Annotated in this window: 13 protein-coding genes; 8 read left to right on the top strand and 5 right to left on the bottom strand. The window is 74.3% G+C overall.

Going from position 1 to position 15116, the window contains the following annotated elements:
- Nucleotides 1–37: 37 nt before the first annotated feature.
- Complete coding sequence (gene efeU / locus ABZ854_RS11575) at nt 38–2074, bottom strand: iron uptake transporter permease EfeU (RefSeq protein ID WP_361207923.1); 2037 nt, start codon at nt 2072–2074, stop codon at nt 38–40.
- A gap of 213 nt (nt 2075–2287) precedes the next feature.
- Between efeU and ABZ854_RS11570 the strand changes: the two genes are divergently transcribed.
- From ABZ854_RS11570 to ABZ854_RS11555, 4 genes are all read left to right on the top strand, one after another.
- Nucleotides 2288–2947: a DedA family protein gene (locus ABZ854_RS11570; RefSeq protein WP_361207920.1), complete on the top strand. Its 660-nt coding sequence runs from the start codon at nt 2288–2290 to the stop codon at nt 2945–2947.
- Nucleotides 2944–3549 carry a phosphatase PAP2 family protein gene (locus tag ABZ854_RS11565; protein WP_361207917.1) on the top strand — a complete coding sequence of 202 codons (606 nt, stop codon included), beginning with the start codon at nt 2944–2946 and terminating at the stop codon, nt 3547–3549. The genes ABZ854_RS11570 and ABZ854_RS11565 overlap by 4 nt, the downstream gene beginning before the upstream one ends.
- The gene (locus ABZ854_RS11560; protein WP_361207914.1) at nt 3546–4250 is read left to right on the top strand and encodes a phosphatase PAP2 family protein; all 705 of its coding nucleotides are present in this window, start codon (nt 3546–3548) and stop codon (nt 4248–4250) included. Before ABZ854_RS11565 ends, ABZ854_RS11560 begins: the two co-directional genes overlap by 4 nt.
- A gap of 81 nt (nt 4251–4331) precedes the next feature.
- Nucleotides 4332–5099 (top strand): class I SAM-dependent methyltransferase, encoded by a 768-nt coding sequence (locus ABZ854_RS11555; protein ID WP_361207911.1) that lies wholly within the window; start codon nt 4332–4334, stop codon nt 5097–5099.
- A gap of 20 nt (nt 5100–5119) precedes the next feature.
- On the opposite strand, the gene ABZ854_RS11550 is transcribed toward ABZ854_RS11555, so the two are convergent.
- Together ABZ854_RS11550 and ABZ854_RS11545 are read right to left on the bottom strand one after the other, a co-directional pair.
- Nucleotides 5120–6067: a lysylphosphatidylglycerol synthase domain-containing protein gene (locus ABZ854_RS11550; RefSeq protein WP_361207908.1), complete on the bottom strand. Its 948-nt coding sequence runs from the start codon at nt 6065–6067 to the stop codon at nt 5120–5122.
- A 70-nt stretch (nt 6068–6137) separates the two neighbouring features.
- Nucleotides 6138–7622, bottom strand: coding sequence for a hypothetical protein (locus tag ABZ854_RS11545; protein ID WP_361207905.1), 1485 nt, complete (start codon nt 7620–7622; stop codon nt 6138–6140).
- 180 nt (nt 7623–7802) lie between these two features.
- Between ABZ854_RS11545 and ABZ854_RS11540 the strand changes: the two genes are divergently transcribed.
- Nucleotides 7803–8183 carry a BlaI/MecI/CopY family transcriptional regulator gene (locus tag ABZ854_RS11540; RefSeq protein WP_361207902.1) on the top strand — a complete coding sequence of 127 codons (381 nt, stop codon included), beginning with the start codon at nt 7803–7805 and terminating at the stop codon, nt 8181–8183.
- Nucleotides 8180–9073 carry a M48 family metalloprotease gene (locus ABZ854_RS11535; RefSeq protein WP_361207899.1) on the top strand — a complete coding sequence of 298 codons (894 nt, stop codon included), beginning with the start codon at nt 8180–8182 and terminating at the stop codon, nt 9071–9073. Before ABZ854_RS11540 ends, ABZ854_RS11535 begins: the two co-directional genes overlap by 4 nt.
- Nucleotides 9074–9172: 99 nt before the next feature.
- On the opposite strand, the gene ABZ854_RS11530 is transcribed toward ABZ854_RS11535, so the two are convergent.
- Nucleotides 9173–11524 carry a glycosyl hydrolase family 65 protein gene (locus tag ABZ854_RS11530; RefSeq protein WP_361207896.1) on the bottom strand — a complete coding sequence of 784 codons (2352 nt, stop codon included), beginning with the start codon at nt 11522–11524 and terminating at the stop codon, nt 9173–9175.
- A complete protein-coding gene (locus ABZ854_RS11525; RefSeq protein ID WP_361207893.1) occupies nt 11521–12258 on the bottom strand; it encodes a beta-phosphoglucomutase family hydrolase in 738 nt (245 codons plus the stop codon). The genes ABZ854_RS11530 and ABZ854_RS11525 overlap by 4 nt, the downstream gene beginning before the upstream one ends.
- A gap of 94 nt (nt 12259–12352) precedes the next feature.
- Between ABZ854_RS11525 and ABZ854_RS11520 the strand changes: the two genes are divergently transcribed.
- Together ABZ854_RS11520 and ABZ854_RS11515 are read left to right on the top strand one after the other, a co-directional pair.
- On the top strand, nt 12353–13000 hold the full coding sequence (locus ABZ854_RS11520) for a nucleoside/nucleotide kinase family protein (protein ID WP_361207890.1): 648 nt from the start codon (nt 12353–12355) through the stop codon (nt 12998–13000).
- 183 nt (nt 13001–13183) lie between these two features.
- On the top strand, nt 13184–14929 hold the full coding sequence (locus tag ABZ854_RS11515) for a phospholipid carrier-dependent glycosyltransferase (RefSeq protein ID WP_361207887.1): 1746 nt from the start codon (nt 13184–13186) through the stop codon (nt 14927–14929).
- Nucleotides 14930–15116 lie beyond the last annotated feature (187 nt).

The following is a 15116-nucleotide window of genomic DNA, read 5'->3' as shown; positions in this document are numbered from 1 at the left end:
TGGTGCGGGCGCTGCGGTGTCGGGTGCGGGGCGGGCATCAGGCGGACTTCCTGACCTCGAGGAGGTCCGGTACGGCGGCCAGGTCCTCCAGGAGCTGCCCGGTGGCGCCGTCGACGCGCTGCCGGCCGGAGGTGCCGAGCCGGTCGACGGGCGTCCAGTGGTCGCCGTCGTGGGCGGCGGCCAGGAGCTTCTGGAGCCGGGCGGTGTCGGCGTCGACCGTCGGGAGGAGCTTCGGTGCGCGGGGGGTGAGCAGGGGCTTGAGGACGGTGAGCAGTTCGCGGGTGCCGGCCAGGTTGGCGTCGGCGGTGGCCAGGTTGGTGCCGCTGCCCATGTCGGTGTCGCCGGTCAGCTCGAACTGGAGGGTGTTCTCCAGGATCTCGTGGGCCCGCAGCGGCAGGTCGCCGGGGTCGAAGGGCTGCGCGGGGAACGCCGTGCGCAGGCCGCCGGTGTCGGCGGCGAGCCGGTCGGCGGGGGCGCTCAGGTCCTTGGCGGACTCGCCGTGCCAGAGGCCGTACTCGATGCGCAGGAAGCCGGTGAAGGCCTTGTCGTGGACGCCGTCCGGGAGTCCGTCGGGGCGGCCGTCGATCTTCTGGTCGTAGTCCTGGAAGGTGCCGTAGGCGGCGCCGAGGGAGGCGTAGGTGCGGTGGGCGGTCAGCCAGTCGGTGCGCGCCTGGTCGAGGTGGCCGCCGGCGATGTCGCGGTCGAGGGTCCGGGTCTGGGTGACGAGGGTGTCCAGGCCGTGTTCGACGTACGTCTTGTACGCCTTCAGGGGCGCGGCGAGGTCCTGCTCGGAGACGGGGACGACGGGTGTGGCGCCCTTGCCGCCGGTGACGCTGACGGATTTCGAGGTGACGGGCCTGCCGCCGGTGGGGACGCAGCGCCAGGCGTAGGTGCCGCCCGCGACGGTGGCGACCAGGTCGCGGGTGGTGCCGGGGGCGAGGCCCTCGATCTCGCCGTAGACGGCGTTGGTCGCCGGGTCGATCAGGTAGACCTCGGAGGTCTTGCCGCCGGTGTTGTGCATGCGGAAGGTCTGCCTGCCCGGTTCGGGCGCGGTGAAGCCCTGCCCGCAGTCGGTCGGGGAGACGGCGACGGTCTGGTCGCCCGCGGGCTTGGGACGGGAGAACGCGACGACGCCTGCGGCGACCACGGCGGGTACGGCTACCACGGCGGCCGGGACCACCCAGCGGGGGCGGGGTGAGCGGGCGGGCTTCGGCGCGGGGGCCGGCTTTTCCGCCTCGGGGGACGGCGCGGGCTTGGCCGCCGGGGTGCGGACCCCGCGGATGAACAGGGTCATGACGGTGGCGAGGTAGGCGACGTAGGCCACGACCTGCAGCCAGGTCATGGCCGGTGTCAGGTTGAGGACGCCCTGGAGCAGGGTGCTGTACCAGGAGCCGGCGTCGACGCTGCCGGAGAGGTCGAACGCGAAGGCGGCCTTGCCGGGGAGCACGCCGCCCTCCTGGAGGTCGCGCAGGCCGTAGCCGAGGACGCCCGCGGCGATGACGATGAGGACGGCGCCGGTGGCGGTGAAGAACTTCGTCAGGTTGATCTTCAGGACCCGACGGTACAGGCCCCAGCACAGGGCGGTCGCGAGCACCAGGCCGATCCCGGCGCCGGTCAGCGGTCCGACGGACTCGCCGGCGGCCTGGGCGGTGGTCCACAGGAACAGCGCGGTCTCCAGACCCTCGCGGCCGACGGCGAGGAAGGAGGTGAGGACCAGCACGCCGGAGCCCATGGCGAGCGCGCCGGTCACCTTTTCCTTCAGCTCGCCCGACAGGCCGCGGGCGGAGCGGCGCATCCAGAAGACCATGGCCGTGACGAAAGCGACGGCGATCACGCTGAGGGCGCCACCGAACGCCTCCTGGGCGGTGGTGGGCAGGGACGCGGCGGTGAAGGTGAGGACCGCGCCGAAGCTCATCGCCAGTGCGACCGCGGCGAGGACACCCGTCCACACCTGGGGCAGCCGCTGCCGGGCACCGGCCCGGACCAGGGTGGCGATCAGGATGGAGACGATCAGTCCGCCTTCGAGTCCCTCCCTCAGTCCGATCAGGAAACTCGGAAACGCGTCGTCCCACATGCCCTGCGACCCTCCCTACTTAGTGAAGGCATGCCTTACCTTCGACGACCATCATGACTACGGGGATGTAGTCGGCCGGTCATGGGGCGGCAATGTCGGGGCAAAAGCCGGGAACGCGGCCCGCCGGCCGTTCGTCTACAGTTCGGTAGACCGTCTACAAATCCGTAGTCGGATGTTGCCGTGAACCACCTGTCACCGAAGGAAGGGCGTGCGATGACCGCTCCCCCACCCCTGTCGTCGCAGCTCGCTGTGAACGTGCTGGACGCGCATTCCCTGCTGGCCGCCTTCGGCGTGCTGGGCGTCGGCGTGGTGCTGTTCGCGGAGACGGGTCTGCTGATCGGCTTCTTCCTGCCCGGTGACTCCCTGCTGTTCACGGCGGGGCTGCTGTGCACGGGCTCGTCGGACAGCGGGGTGCACCTGTCGCTGGGGCCGCTGCTGGTCGCGGCGGCCGTGGGGGCGCTGGCGGGCGCGCAGTGCGGGTTCCTGCTCGGCCGGAAGGCGGGCGGGGCGCTGCTGGCCCGCAGCAGATCGGCCCGGCTGCACGAGGGGGCGAAGCGCGCCGAGGAGCTGCTGGAGAAGTACGGGTACGCGAAGGCGATCGTCCTGGCCCGCTTCGTCCCCGTGGTGCGGACGGTGCTGAACCCGATGGCGGGCGCCCTGGAGGTGCCGGCGCGGACGTTCACGCTCTGGCAGGTGACCGGTGGCCTCGTGTGGAGCCTCGGCGTCACCCTGGCCGGGTACGCGCTCGGGTCGTCCGTGCCCAACATCGACACGTATCTGCTGCCGGTGATCGCGCTGATCGTGTTCGTGTCGCTGATTCCGGTCGCGCTCGAACTGCTGCGCTCCCGCAAGGCCGCCAAGGAGGCCCGATGACGACGCTCGCGCTCACCGGCGGGGCGGTCGACGGACCGCTGTACCGGGACGTGGTGGACCTGGCCCACCGCTCCCCCGGCTGGCTGGACGACACGGTCAGGGTGTGGTCGGCGTACGGGCTGGCGGTGTTCGCGCTGTTCATGCTCGTGGGCTGGTGGCGGGCCCGCCGGGTCGGCTCCTCGGCGGCGGTGACGGCGCTGGCCGTTCCCCTGGCCGTGGTGCTGGCGTACGGCGCGAACTCGGTGGTGAAGCTGCTGGTGCGGGAGGACCGGCCCTGCCGGCACCTCACCTTCCGGACGCTGGAGGCGTGTCCGGTGCAGGGCGACTGGTCGTTCCCGAGCAATCACACGGCGATCGCCGCGGCGGCCGCGGTGGCCCTGTTCTTCGTCTCCCGGCGGCTCGGCGCCGTCGCGACCCTCGCCGCCTGCGCCATGGCGGCGTCCCGGGTGTGGGTGGGCGTCCACTACCCGCACGACGTGGTCGTGGGCGCGGTGGTCGGCGCGCTGGTGGCCTTCGTGGTGATGACGGCGGCACGACGGCTGCCGCTGGGGTTCGAGCGGTGGCTGTCGGCGAGCTGGCTGCGCCCTCTGCTCGTGTCATGAACCGCAAGCACACGGCGGAGGCCGCGGGCAGCCTCGGCCTCGGGGCCTGGGCGGCGTTCGGGGTGCTGACCATGGTGGTGGCCGGCCGCAACGGCGCGCCGCTGTTCCTGGACCACGGGCTGCTGTCCTGGTCCGTCGGCCACCGCCCGCCCACGGCGGTGGCCGCGGCCCGCGGGCTGACCGCCACCGGCACCGGGGTGATCCCCTATGTGCTGGTGCTGCCGGCCGGGCTGTTGGTGGGCGCCACGCGGGCGCAGCGGCTGGCGGCCGCGCTGCTGGGCGCGGCCTGCCTGGCGGCCGGCCAGGCCGTGCGGTACGGCGTGATGGAGCTGGTGGCCCGCGTCCGCCCGCCCGAGCCGGACTGGCGGACCCACGCCTCGAACTGGTCGTACCCGTCCGGGCACACCACCACGGCCGCACTGACGGCCGGACTGGTGATCCTCGCGATCTGGATACGGGCGCCCCGCGGCCGTACGGCGTTCTGTCTGGCCGTCGCCTGCTGGGGCGCCGGCGTCGGCCTCACCCGGATCTACCTCGGCGTCCACTGGTCCACCGACGTCCTGGGCGGCTGGCTGTTCGCCTCCGGCTGGCTCGGTCTCTGCCTGTGCGCGGCGGCCTGGTGGCTGCCCTCGGGATGCGTGACGGGACCACCGAGAGCGAGGGCCGACGACCGCACGGACACGGCGGGCGAACCGGTGTGAAACCCTCCGGGCGGCGAAGGTGCCCGGAACGCCCGGAAATGAAGGAACGCGGGCGACGCGGTTCGTGTCAGGCTGCCGGGCATGTCTGAACGCGCTGTCAGCTTCGGAGCGGTGGCTCAGTCGTACGAACGGTTCCGGCCGGGGTATCCCGCGGAGCTGTTCGGCACCGTGATGTCGTACGCGGGCCGGCCGGTGCGGACGGCCCTGGAGATCGGCGCGGGGACGGGCAAGGCGACGCGCCTCTTCGCGCGGCGGGGGATCACGGTCACGGCCACCGATCCCGACGCGGCCATGCTGGCCGAGTTGCGCAAGCACGTGCCGGCGGACGTGCGCACGGTGCGGGCGGCTTTCGAGGACCTGCGGCCGGGCGAGAGATACGGGCTGGTCTACGCGGCGGCGTCGTTGCACTGGACCGAACCGGACCGCCGGTGGGAGCGTATGGCGGCGCTGCTGGAGCCCGGCGGCGTCTTCGCCTCGTTCGGCGGAGCCCCGCACCTGGCCGACCCGGCTGTCGAGGCGGCCGTGCGTGCGATGCGGGCGCCGTTCCTGGACAGCGATGACATCCCGTCACCGGACGGGACGCCGCCGGGGCACGACATGCAGTGGCCGGGTACGGAACTCCAGCGGTGCGAGTGGTTCACCGGCGTCCGGCAGGCTGTGGTCCGACGGCGTCTGACGATGAGCCCTCGCGACTACGTCGGTCATCTCTCCACCGTCTCGGCCTACCTCTTACTCCCGCCCGCGGAGCGGGAAGAGGTGTTCCGGCGCATCAGGCAGGGGGTGGGCGAGCAGGTCGAGTTGACCGCCGACGTCACCGTCCATCTCGCCCGTCGGCGACGGGAGCGGTGACGCTCCGCCGGCCGGTGTCGTCACAGCGCCCGGCGGCGGACCAGTACTCCGAGGACCAGCAGGCCCGGCAGCAGGGGGAGCCATACCGTGAGGAGGCGATAGCCGATGACCGCGGAGGCGGCCGCCGAGGCGGGGGCACCGGCCGTGGTCAGGGCGAAGGCGAGGGCCGCGTCGAGGGAACCGAGACCGCCAGGAGTGGGCAGCAGGGCGGCCGCGCTGCTGGCGGCGAGGTAGAGCAGCGCCACCTGCAGCGGGGGCAGGGCGAGGCCGACGGCCTGGGTGACGGCGATGACGACCGCGGAGTGCAGCAGGGCGAAGAGCAGCGAGCCGCCCCACAGGGCCGCCGCACGGGCCGGGCACGCGTGCACGGCCCGGATGTCGGCCATGACGCCGGTGACCACGCGGCGGCAGCGGGGCCACAGGGGGCCGGCCAGTAACGCCGCGAGGAGGACGGCGGCGCCGAGGACGGCCGCCAGTGCCGCCGGGGAGACGTGCGGGACGCTCAGCAGCCCGGGGCACGCGGGCGCGAGTGCCGCGATCAGGGCGAGGCGGACCAGTCCCCCGGCGGTGGTCTTGACGGCGACCGCACCGGCCGCCCGGCATGCCGGGAGTCCGCAGCGCATCAGGAAGCGCAGGTTCAACGCGCCCGCGCCGAGGCCGGCAGGCAGGACGTGGTTGGCGGCGGACGCGGCGAACTGAGCGGCGACGAGCCGCCGGGCCGGCAGCCGCAGGGTGACCGCGCCCTGCTGGGCGAGCGCCGATGCCGCCCACGTGCCCGAGGCCGCCGTCGCGCCGACCAGCAGCCAGCCCTGGTCGGCGACGGCCAGCCGCACCGCGCCGGTCTCGACCGCCGGCCAGTGCCGCCGGGCCATGTAGACCGCGCAGAGCAGGAGCGTGAGACAGCCGGCGAGGTGCCAGCACACGCGCCGCCGCCGGAACGCGCCGACCAGCTCGACGGGCGCCGTCATGCCCCACCCCGCGCGCGCCGGAGCGCGCCGCTGCCGTCCGCGGGGCGGAGTGGTGGGGCGTCGTTGCAGCTCATGGGCCCTCCGGTACGGCGTAGTAGAGGCGCAGTTCGCCGAGTCGTACGGACGGCCAGGTGCGGGCGTAGTCCGGGAGCCGGTCGCCGGGGGCGACCAGCGTGGCCACCGGCCGGTGGCGGGCGGTACGGGCTATGGCCGTCGAGGTGCTGTTGGCGTTGTGCCCGGTCGTGGCCGCCGACGAACAGCCGGCGTAGAACGCGACCGGGATGGCCTCATGGCCGGTGAGCAGACAGGGCTCGCGGACCCCGAGCCGGTGCAGAGTGGCGGCGGTGCGGGACCAGTCGCGGTGGGCGGCGGCGGTGCGGTCCACGAGGGGCAGCAGGACCGTGAGTTGCACGGTGAGGTGGGCGGCCAGGGCGAGGACGGCGAGCGTCGTGGCCACCGGTCGCCGGGCGCCGCCCGGCGTGGTGGTCAGCCGGCACAGCGCGTCGGCGACGGGGATCGCGAGGAGGGCGTAGGCGGGGAGGAGGAAGCGGGGCGCCGCGTAGCCGATCATGAAGAGGTAGGGGAAGGCGGCCATGACCGCCGAGGCGAGCGGCAGCAGGGTCGCCGCCGCGCGCCGGGCGCGGACGGCGACGGCCAGGCCCAGCAGGGCGAGCAGCGGCAGCGCGAACCACCAGAGGGTGACGGCGGGTCCCGGCAGGGTGCCGGTGCAGGGCCGGCACAGGGTGCGTCCGCCGAGGCTGCGGAGCTGGTCGGCGACGGCGAGGTGCCAGCCGAGGCCGCCCTGGATGTCCGAGCCGTCGGAGAGCCGGTTCAGCAGTCCGCCGTACGCGGTGTACGCCTCGACGACCCATTCGACGGCGCCGGCCGCGAGGCCGCCGAGGAGCACGGCCAGGACGGTCCACCGGCGGCGGAGCAGGACGAGGACGAGCAGGGGCAGGGCCGCCAGGGCCGCGTCCATGGGCCGCATCCAGGCCATCAGCGCGCCGCTCGCGGCCAGCCCCCACAGGGCGGTCCGGTCGGACGGGGCGGTCACGGCGCGCAGCGTGCAGGCGGTGGCGGTCAGGGCGCCGATGGCCACCCAGTAGTTGGGCATGGCCTGGGGGCCGTAGAAGAGGGTGATCCAGAGGGAGGCGAACAGGGTGCCGGCGAGGGTCAGCACGCGGACCGGGAACAGGGGCCGCCAGGCGCGGAGCGCCAGGTAGAGGGCGAGGCCGGAGAGCAGCGCGAGATAGACGCGCAGCAGGGGTGTCGAGGAGGACCAGGAGGCGACGGGCGCGACGAGGAGGGAGACTCCGCGGGCGCGGGGTGCGCTGAAGAAGGCGGCGGGCGCGTGCCCGCTGACCTGGCTGACGTACACCGTCTCGTCCCAGCCGAGGCCCAGGCCGGGCCGGACGAGGAGCAGTTGGGCGGCGGTGAAGACGGCTCCGACGGTGGCGAGGGGCCAGACCACGCCTGCCCGTCGGGGGCCGCCCGGGGCGCGGGGCGCGCGTTCGCGCCGGGTCCCGACGAGTGTGGCGTACGCATGGCCGGCCATCATCACCCCTCCGACCCTACAGCGTGTAGGGCTCTCGGCCACCCTACAGCGCCGCGAGTTCTCCGGTTGGAACCGGGGACGAAGCCCACGCAAACATGCCCAACCTAACCCGTGTTGGGGGCGTACGCCGGGCGCACACGGCCCTCAACCCGGTGGCACTACGCGCTGTAAGGTGGGGGCATGGCTGGCACAGGGTCCCGGGACCGGGCGGAGCGGCGCAGCGCCGGGGAGCTGGAGAGCGAGGTACTGGCCGCTCTCTGGGCCACCGAGCGGCCGCTGACCCCGGCGGAGATCCAGGCCGAGATCGGCGGCCTCGCCTACAACACGGTGCACACCATCCTCAAACGCCTGTACGACAAGGGGCTGGTGCTGCGGGACGCCGACGGGCGGCGCGGCGCGTACCGGCCGGCGAAGAACGCGGCGGAGCTGACCGCCGAGGCGATGCACGAGGCCCTGGACCGGGGGCCGGATCCGATCGCCGCCCTCCAGCAGTTCGTGACCGGTCTGAGCCCGGAGGAGGAGCGGGCGCTGCGCGACCTGCTGACCGGGGGCGGCGCATGAGGTACGACGTCTACACCCCGCTGGTGCTGTCCTTCCTGCTCGCCGCGGTCGGCCCGGTGCTCGCCCGGCGGTCCGCCCCGGCGCTCGCCGCCCGCGTGCTGGCCCCGGCGGCCGTGCTGACCGCGGCGGCCACCACCTGGTCGCTGGTGCTGCTGGGCGCGGCCCTGCTCGGGGACGCCCCGCCGGTGGTCCGCGAGGCCCGCGAGGACGGGGTCCGCCTGAGTGATCCGGTACCGGAGTTCATCGGGCTGGCGGCGTGTCTGGCGCTGGCAGCCGTCGGATGGCGGGTGGGTCGGGCGGTGCGCGCCGAGCGGTGCACCCGGCGGGCGCTGCGCCGCCTGTGCGCGGCGCATCCCGCGGGCACGGAGCTGATCGTCGCCGCCTCCGAGGTGGCCGAGGCGTTCGCGATCCCCGGCCGGCCGGGCAGGATCCTGGCCACCTCGGCCATGCTGGGCGCGCTGGAGCCGGCCGAGCGGCGGGTGCTGCTCGCGCACGAGCGCGCTCATCTGGCCCACCGTCACGGCGCGCTCGTGACGGCGGCCACGCTCGCGGCGGCGGCCAACCCGCTGCTCGTCCCGGTGCGTTCGGCGGTGGTGTTCCTGGTGGAGCGCTGGGCCGACGAGCAGGCCGCGGCGGACGTCGGCGACCGGCGGACCACCGCCCGCGCGCTGGCCCGCGCCGCGCTGGCCGCGGGCCGCTCCCGCCCCGGCTGCGCCCTGGCGTTCACCGGTCACACCGTCACCCGCCGCATCGCGGCGCTGCAGACCGGTCCGCCCCCGCGCCTGTGGGCCGCCGCGGCCGCCGTCCTGGCCCTCGGCGTCCTCCCGCCCCTCCTCGCCGCCGACGCCACGACCGACCTCCTCGCCCTCCTGTCGACAGCGCTGAGCTGACGTCCCGAGCGCCCGCACAGCCGGCCCGTGAAAACCGCGCCGGGGCGTGCCTCCATGTGGGCACGCCCCCGCCGGTGCTGGTGGCGCTCCCCGCGTGGGTCACCCCGTGTTGGGGGCGCGGTGGGGTGGCTGGGCCGGGGACGGGCCCGGGGTGGTGCGGGGGACGGGGCGGACGGCGGGGGCGCCGGCGGTCAGGGTCAGGGGCTCGCCGTGGTGGTGGAGCGTGAGCGGCGGGCCGTCGAGGAGGTGGTACGACGCCGTGTCCCCGGTGATCTCCACCCGCAGGCGGCTGCCGAGGAACTGCAGGTGGAAGGCGAGGCGGCGCAGCCGCTCGGGCAGGCGCGGCGCGAACAGCAGGCTCGTCGGGTCGTGGGGGGCGTGGCGCATCCCGCCGAACCCCGCGACCAGCGCCATCCAGGTGCCCGCCAGGGACGCGATGTGCAGCCCGTCCCGGGTGTTGTGCTCCAGGTCCTGAAGGTCCATCAGGGCGGCCTCGGCGGTGTAGTCGTAGGCGAGCCGCAGATGCCCGGCCTGGGCGGCCACGACGGCCTGGACGCACGCCGAGAGCGAGGAGTCCCGCACGGTCAGCGGCTCGTAGTACGCGAAGTTGCGGGCGACGTGCTCCTCGTCGAAGAACGCCCCGCAGGTGTACATGGCCAGCACCAGGTCGGCCTGCTTGACCACCTGCTTGCGGTAGAGGTCGAAGTAGGGGAAGTGCAGCAGCAGCGGGTACTGGTCGGGGCGGGTGCCGGCGAAGTCCCAGTGCTGGTAGCGGGTGAACCCGGCGTGCTGTTCGTGGACGCCGAGTTCGTGGTTGTACGGCAGGTGCATGGCCTCGGCGGCGTCCCGCCAGGCCGCGCTCTCCTCCTCGTCGACGCCGAGCCGCTCCCCCTCCGCCGGGTGGCGTTCGACGGCGTCGGCGGCGGCGAGCAGGTTCGCGCGTGCCATCAGGTTGGTGTACGTGTTGTCGTCGGCGACCGCGCTGTACTCGTCCGGGCCGGTGACGCCGTCGAGGTGGAAGGCGCCGTGCGCGTCGTGGTGGCCGAGGGACCGCCACAGCCGGGCGGTCTCCACCAGCAGCTCCACGCCGACCTCCCGCTCGAAGCCGGTGTCGCCGGTGGCCGTGACGTAGCGGACGACGGCGTCGGCGATGGCGGCGTTCACGTGGAACGCGGCGGTGCCGGCCGGCCAGTACGCCGACCCCTCCGAGCCCTCGATGGTGCGCCACGGGAACGCGGCGCCGCCGAGCCCGAGCTGCGTCGCCCGATCGCGGGCCGCGTCCAGGGTGTTGTGGCGCCAGCGCAGCGCCTCGGAGACCGACTGCGGGGAGGTGTGGGTGAGCAGCGGCAGCACGAACATCTCGGTGTCCCAGAAGGCGTGCCCGTCGTACCCGGAGCCGGTCAGCCCCTTGGCGGGGATGGCCCGCCGCTCGGCGCGGGCGCCCGCCTGGAGGACGTGGAAGAGGGCGAAGCGGACGGCCTGCTGGATGTCCTCGGCGCCGTCCACCTCGACGTCCGCGCGGGCCCAGAAGTCGTCCAGGAAGTCCCGCTGGTCGGCGAGCAGCCCCTCCCAGCCGTCGTGGGCGGCGGCCGCGAGCGCGGCGTCCACCTGGTCGGCCATCGCGGGCAGCGACCGGCCGCCGGACCAGCCGTGGGCGACCACCTTCTCCACCCGCAGTGTCTGCCCCGGCTCCAGCACGGAGGTGACGGTCAGCCGGGCCACGTCGTCGCCGCTCTCGCTGCGGGTCGTGGTGCGCTCGGGGCCGGTGATGACGTGGTCGGCGGCCACGGCGACCCTCAGGCCGCTGCGCCGGGTGCGGTGCACGAGCCGCAGCCGCTCGCCCAGCGCGAAGTGGCCCTCGGGTTCCAGCGGCGACGACAGCACCTGGGCCGCGCGCGGGTCACCGCCCGCCTGGGGCAGTTGCTCGTTGGCGACCAGCTCGGACTGGATGACCACCCGGCTGCGGCTGTCGACGGCCTCCACCTCGTACGCCACGGCGGCCACCGCCCGCTGGGTGAGCGAGACCAGCCGGGTGGAGCGCACCCGGATGGTGGACCCGGCCGGGGACGTCCACTCGCAGGTGCGCTCCAGCACCCCGCGGCGCAGGTCCAGGACGCGCTCGTGGGAGACGAGGCGGCCGTAGCGCAGGTCGAAGGGTTCGTCGTCCACGAGGAGGCGGAGGATCTTGCCGTTGGTGACGTCGATGACCGTCTGGCCCGACTCGGGGTAGCCGTAGCCGGCCTCCGCGTACGGCAGCGGGTGCAGCTCGTGCACGCCGTTGAGGTAGCTGCCGGGCAGGCCGTGCGGTTCCCCCTCGTCGAGGTTGCCGCGCCAGCCGACGTGGCCGTTTGACAGGGCGAACACCGACTCGCTCTGGGCGAGGACGTCCAGGCTGAGATCGGTCTCGCGCACGGCCCACGGCTCGACGGCGTAGGACTTGTGGGTGATCACCGCTTGCCTCCCAGCTCGGCGAGGTCCTTGACGACGATGTCGGCGCCGTGCGCGTACAGCGCGTCCGTCTGGCCGACCCGGTCGACACCGACGACGTAGCCGAAACCGCCTGCGCGGCCCGCGTCCATGCCGGCCAGCGCGTCCTCGTACACCGCCGCGGCGCCCGGCTCGACGCCGAGGTCGCGGGCGGCGGCCAGGAACGTGTCGGGGTGCGGCTTACCGGGCAGCTTCCGCTCGGCGGCCACCACGCCGTCGATACGGACGTCGAAGTACCGCTCGGCGTCGACGGCGCGCAGCACGTCGCGGCAGTTGGCGCTGGAGGAGACGATCGCCGTGCGCAGACCGGCCGCGCGGACCGCCTCCAGATAGCGCAGGGTGCCGTCGTAGGCCTCCACGCCGCCGGTGCGGATCTTCTCCAGGAGCAGGTCGTTCTTGCGGTTGCCCAGTCCGTGCACGGTCCGGGCGTCCGGCGGGTCGTCGGGGGTGCCCTCGGGCAGTTCGATGCCGCGGGAGGCGAGGAAGGCGCGGACTCCGTCGGCGCGGGGCCGGCCGTCGACGTACTCGTCGTAGTCGGCGGTGTCGAACGGGCGTGCCTGCTCGCCCTGGTAGTCGCGCAGGAAGGCGTCGAACATCTCCTTCCAGGCCGCCGCATGCACGACGGCCGTCTTGGTGACGACCCCGTCGAGGTCGAACAGACAGGCCGAAATGGTGTCGGGGAGACCGAGCTCAGTCATACCCCCACTGTTCCCCGCGCGGAGGTTTCCAGTAGGTGGTGAGCGCCACATGGGGGAAGGGGGCACCGGGGAGGGCGATGACACACTCTCAGGTGTGCCGCTGACCTTCGACGACCTCCTCACCCGGGCCGGGTCCCTCGCCGGGGGCCCACGCCGTACCCTCCTCGGCATCGCGGGCAGCCCCGGCGCGGGGAAGTCGACCCTCGCCGAGCACCTGGTGCGGGCGCTGAACGGCGATGGCCCGCCCTGGGTGGCGTACGTGCCGATGGACGGCTTCCACCTGGCCGACGCGGAGCTGGACCGGCTGGGCCGCCGGGACCGCAAGGGCGCCCCGGACACGTTCGACCCGGCGGGGTACGCGGCGCTGCTGCGGCGGCTGCGCGAGGACGCCGACGAAGTCGTGTACGCGCCCGGTTTCGAGCGGGTGCTGGAGCAGCCGGTCGCGGGCTCGATCCCGGTCCCGCCCGACGCCCGGCTGGTGGTGACCGAGGGCAACTACCTGCTCCTGGAGCGGGGCGGGTGGGAGCGGGTGCGCCCGTGCCTGGACGAGGTGTGGTTCTGCGAGATCGACGAGGCCGAGCGGATCCGGCGGCTGGTGGCCCGGCACGAGCAGTTCGGCAAGGAGCACGCGGCGGCCGTCGCCTGGGTGCGGCGCAGCGACCAGCGCAACGCCGACCTGGTGGCCCGCACCCGCCCCCGGGCGGACCTGGTCGTACCGCCCACCGCGCTGCCCGGCCGCTGACACACGAGGGCGGCCTTGAACTTTGGCCGGCCGCGGGCCGTACCGGTGTGTACGGCAGAGGGTCTGCCGGTACGACTCGTGCGGCGGTGACATCCCGCGGCGGGGCGAGCGGTGCGACAGTGGGGCCATGACGCGGCTCACGGCCGCTCCCGCCCCCGGCCGGCCGGTGCCACCGCGGGGCGGATGATGGCTCGCGAACAGCACCCGGTCCTCGGTCCCGGGACCCTCGGCGGCAACCCGGCACCGCCCGCTCCCGGCTCGGCGCCGCCCTCTCCCGGGCCGGCCCGGCCGCGCCGGTTCGCCGTGCTGTGGCGGCGGCGGTGGCTGGTGCCGCTTGTGGTGGGGCTGCTGCTGGCGCAGATGGCCGCGGCGATGGTCACCACGGCCGTGCGGCAGACGCCGACCATCGACGAACCGGTGTACGTCGCCACGGCCACGGACTATCTGCACGAGCACCGGGTCCGCTACAACCCCGAGCACCCACCGCTCGGCAAGCTGCTGATCGCCACCGGCGTGGCGGCGGCCGGGCCGCACTACGACGCGTCGTACACCGGCACCCAGGGCGCGGTGGGCCGGCATCTGCTGTACGAGTCGGGCAACGACCCCTGGCGGCTGATGCTGTGGGCCCGGTTGCCGGTGATCGTGCTGACCCTTCTGTTCGGGCTGGTGGTGTTCGCGTTCGCCGGGGATCTGGTGGGGCGGGCGGGCGGCCTGGTGGCGCTGGCGCTGTACGCCTTCTCCCCCGATGTGATCGCCCACGGCTCGCTGGCCACCCTGGACGTGCCGGCCGCCGGCTTTGTGCTGACCGCGTCCTGGCTGGTGTGGCGGGCCCGGCGCCGGCCGCGACGGTACCTGCCCCTCGCCGGGGCGGCGCTGGGCGCGGCGGTGGCGACCAAGATGAACACCCTGCCGGCGATCCCGGTCCTGATGGTCCTCGCGGCGGTGTCGGCGGTGCGAGCCGTCCCGGTGGAGGCAGGTGAGCGTGCCGGAGACCGCCGACGGCTGCTGCTGCGGGGTTCCGCCGCCGCGGGTGTCGTCCTGCTGACTGCGCTTGCCGTCGTATGGGCGTCCTACCTCGTGGTCGACCCGCGGCTGCGGTTCACGCCCGCCGAGCCGGTGCCGGCGGTGCACGGGCTGCGCGGCCTGGTGACCGGGTCGTTGCCGGTGCCGCCCGCCTACCGGGCGGGGATGCGGGTGCAGTTCGGCCTGGAGGACCACGCGTGGCAGGGCTTTCTGTTCGGGCACCTCTACACCGGCTCACGCTGGTACTACCTGCCGGCCGCGCTGCTCGTGAAGACCCCGCTGGGGCTGCTGGCGCTGGGCGCGGCCGGTGCCGTGGCGCTGGTGGCGGTGCGGCGGCTGCGCCCGGCCGCGCCGTACGTGCTGGTGCCGCCGGCCGTCCTGCTGGCCGTGGCCATGACGGGTGCCCGGGACCTCGGCACGCGGTACGCGGTGTTCGTGCCGATGTTCCTCGCCGTCGCGGCGGCCGGGGTGCCCAGGCTGCGTGCGCGGTGGGCGGCGGGCGCCACGGCGGTGCTGGTGCTGTGCGTGGCGGCCAGTTCGCTGCTCACGTTCCCGTACTACCTGCCGTACTCCAACGAGGCGTTCGGCGGCCCGGCGAAGACACATCTGCGGTTGCACGACTCGAACGTGGACTGGGGGCAGGACCTGGGCCGGCTCGCCGACCGGCTGCGCCGGCCGCCGTACCGGGGCGAGCGGGTGTGGCTGGTCTACAAGGGCAGCGGTGTGCCGTCGTACTACGGCATCCACGCGGCCGATCCGCGCAAGGCGCCGCCGGCCGACGTGCACGGGCTGCTCGTCGTCTCCGACTCGGCGGTGGACAAGGCGCGCGGCAGGCTGGCCGAGCTGATCCACAGCAGCGTCCCGGTCGGTGACGTCGGTCATTCGATCACCCTGTTCCGCCGCTGAACACGTGTTGTCACATGTGTTGTCATATGCCAGGCCCCGGGCCGTCGGCGGGCCCTTCGCGGCTCGCCGGGGGCCTGTTGCCGTTTCGCCGCCGCGTCGTCTTGTTCGCGCTGATCCTGGCCGCGACCGCGTGCTCGGGACAGGAACCGGCCAAACGGCAGTGCGGTGCGATGGCGGTGGTGCGGAT

It is taken from the genome of Streptomyces sp. NPDC047028 (assembly GCF_040644095.1).
In the GTDB taxonomy this organism is placed as follows: domain Bacteria; phylum Actinomycetota; class Actinomycetes; order Streptomycetales; family Streptomycetaceae; genus Streptomyces.
This window is presented reverse-complemented; position numbering and strand designations above follow the sequence as displayed.

Excerpts from the sequence above, each read along its gene's own strand:
- efeU (WP_361207923.1), bottom strand. The coding sequence starts at position 2,074 with ATGTGGGACGACGCGTTTCCGAGTTTCCTGATCGGACTGAGGGAGGGA.
- ABZ854_RS11570 (WP_361207920.1), top strand. The coding sequence starts at position 2,288 with ATGACCGCTCCCCCACCCCTGTCGTCGCAGCTCGCTGTGAACGTGCTG.
- ABZ854_RS11565 (WP_361207917.1), top strand. The coding sequence starts at position 2,944 with ATGACGACGCTCGCGCTCACCGGCGGGGCGGTCGACGGACCGCTGTAC.
- ABZ854_RS11560 (WP_361207914.1), top strand. The coding sequence starts at position 3,546 with ATGAACCGCAAGCACACGGCGGAGGCCGCGGGCAGCCTCGGCCTCGGG.
- ABZ854_RS11555 (WP_361207911.1), top strand. The coding sequence starts at position 4,332 with ATGTCTGAACGCGCTGTCAGCTTCGGAGCGGTGGCTCAGTCGTACGAA.
- ABZ854_RS11550 (WP_361207908.1), bottom strand. The coding sequence starts at position 6,067 with ATGACGGCGCCCGTCGAGCTGGTCGGCGCGTTCCGGCGGCGGCGCGTG.
- ABZ854_RS11545 (WP_361207905.1), bottom strand. The coding sequence starts at position 7,622 with ATGGCCGGCCATGCGTACGCCACACTCGTCGGGACCCGGCGCGAACGC.
- ABZ854_RS11540 (WP_361207902.1), top strand. The coding sequence starts at position 7,803 with ATGGCTGGCACAGGGTCCCGGGACCGGGCGGAGCGGCGCAGCGCCGGG.
- ABZ854_RS11535 (WP_361207899.1), top strand. The coding sequence starts at position 8,180 with ATGAGGTACGACGTCTACACCCCGCTGGTGCTGTCCTTCCTGCTCGCC.
- ABZ854_RS11525 (WP_361207893.1), bottom strand. The coding sequence starts at position 12,258 with ATGACTGAGCTCGGTCTCCCCGACACCATTTCGGCCTGTCTGTTCGAC.
- ABZ854_RS11515 (WP_361207887.1), top strand. The coding sequence starts at position 13,184 with ATGATGGCTCGCGAACAGCACCCGGTCCTCGGTCCCGGGACCCTCGGC.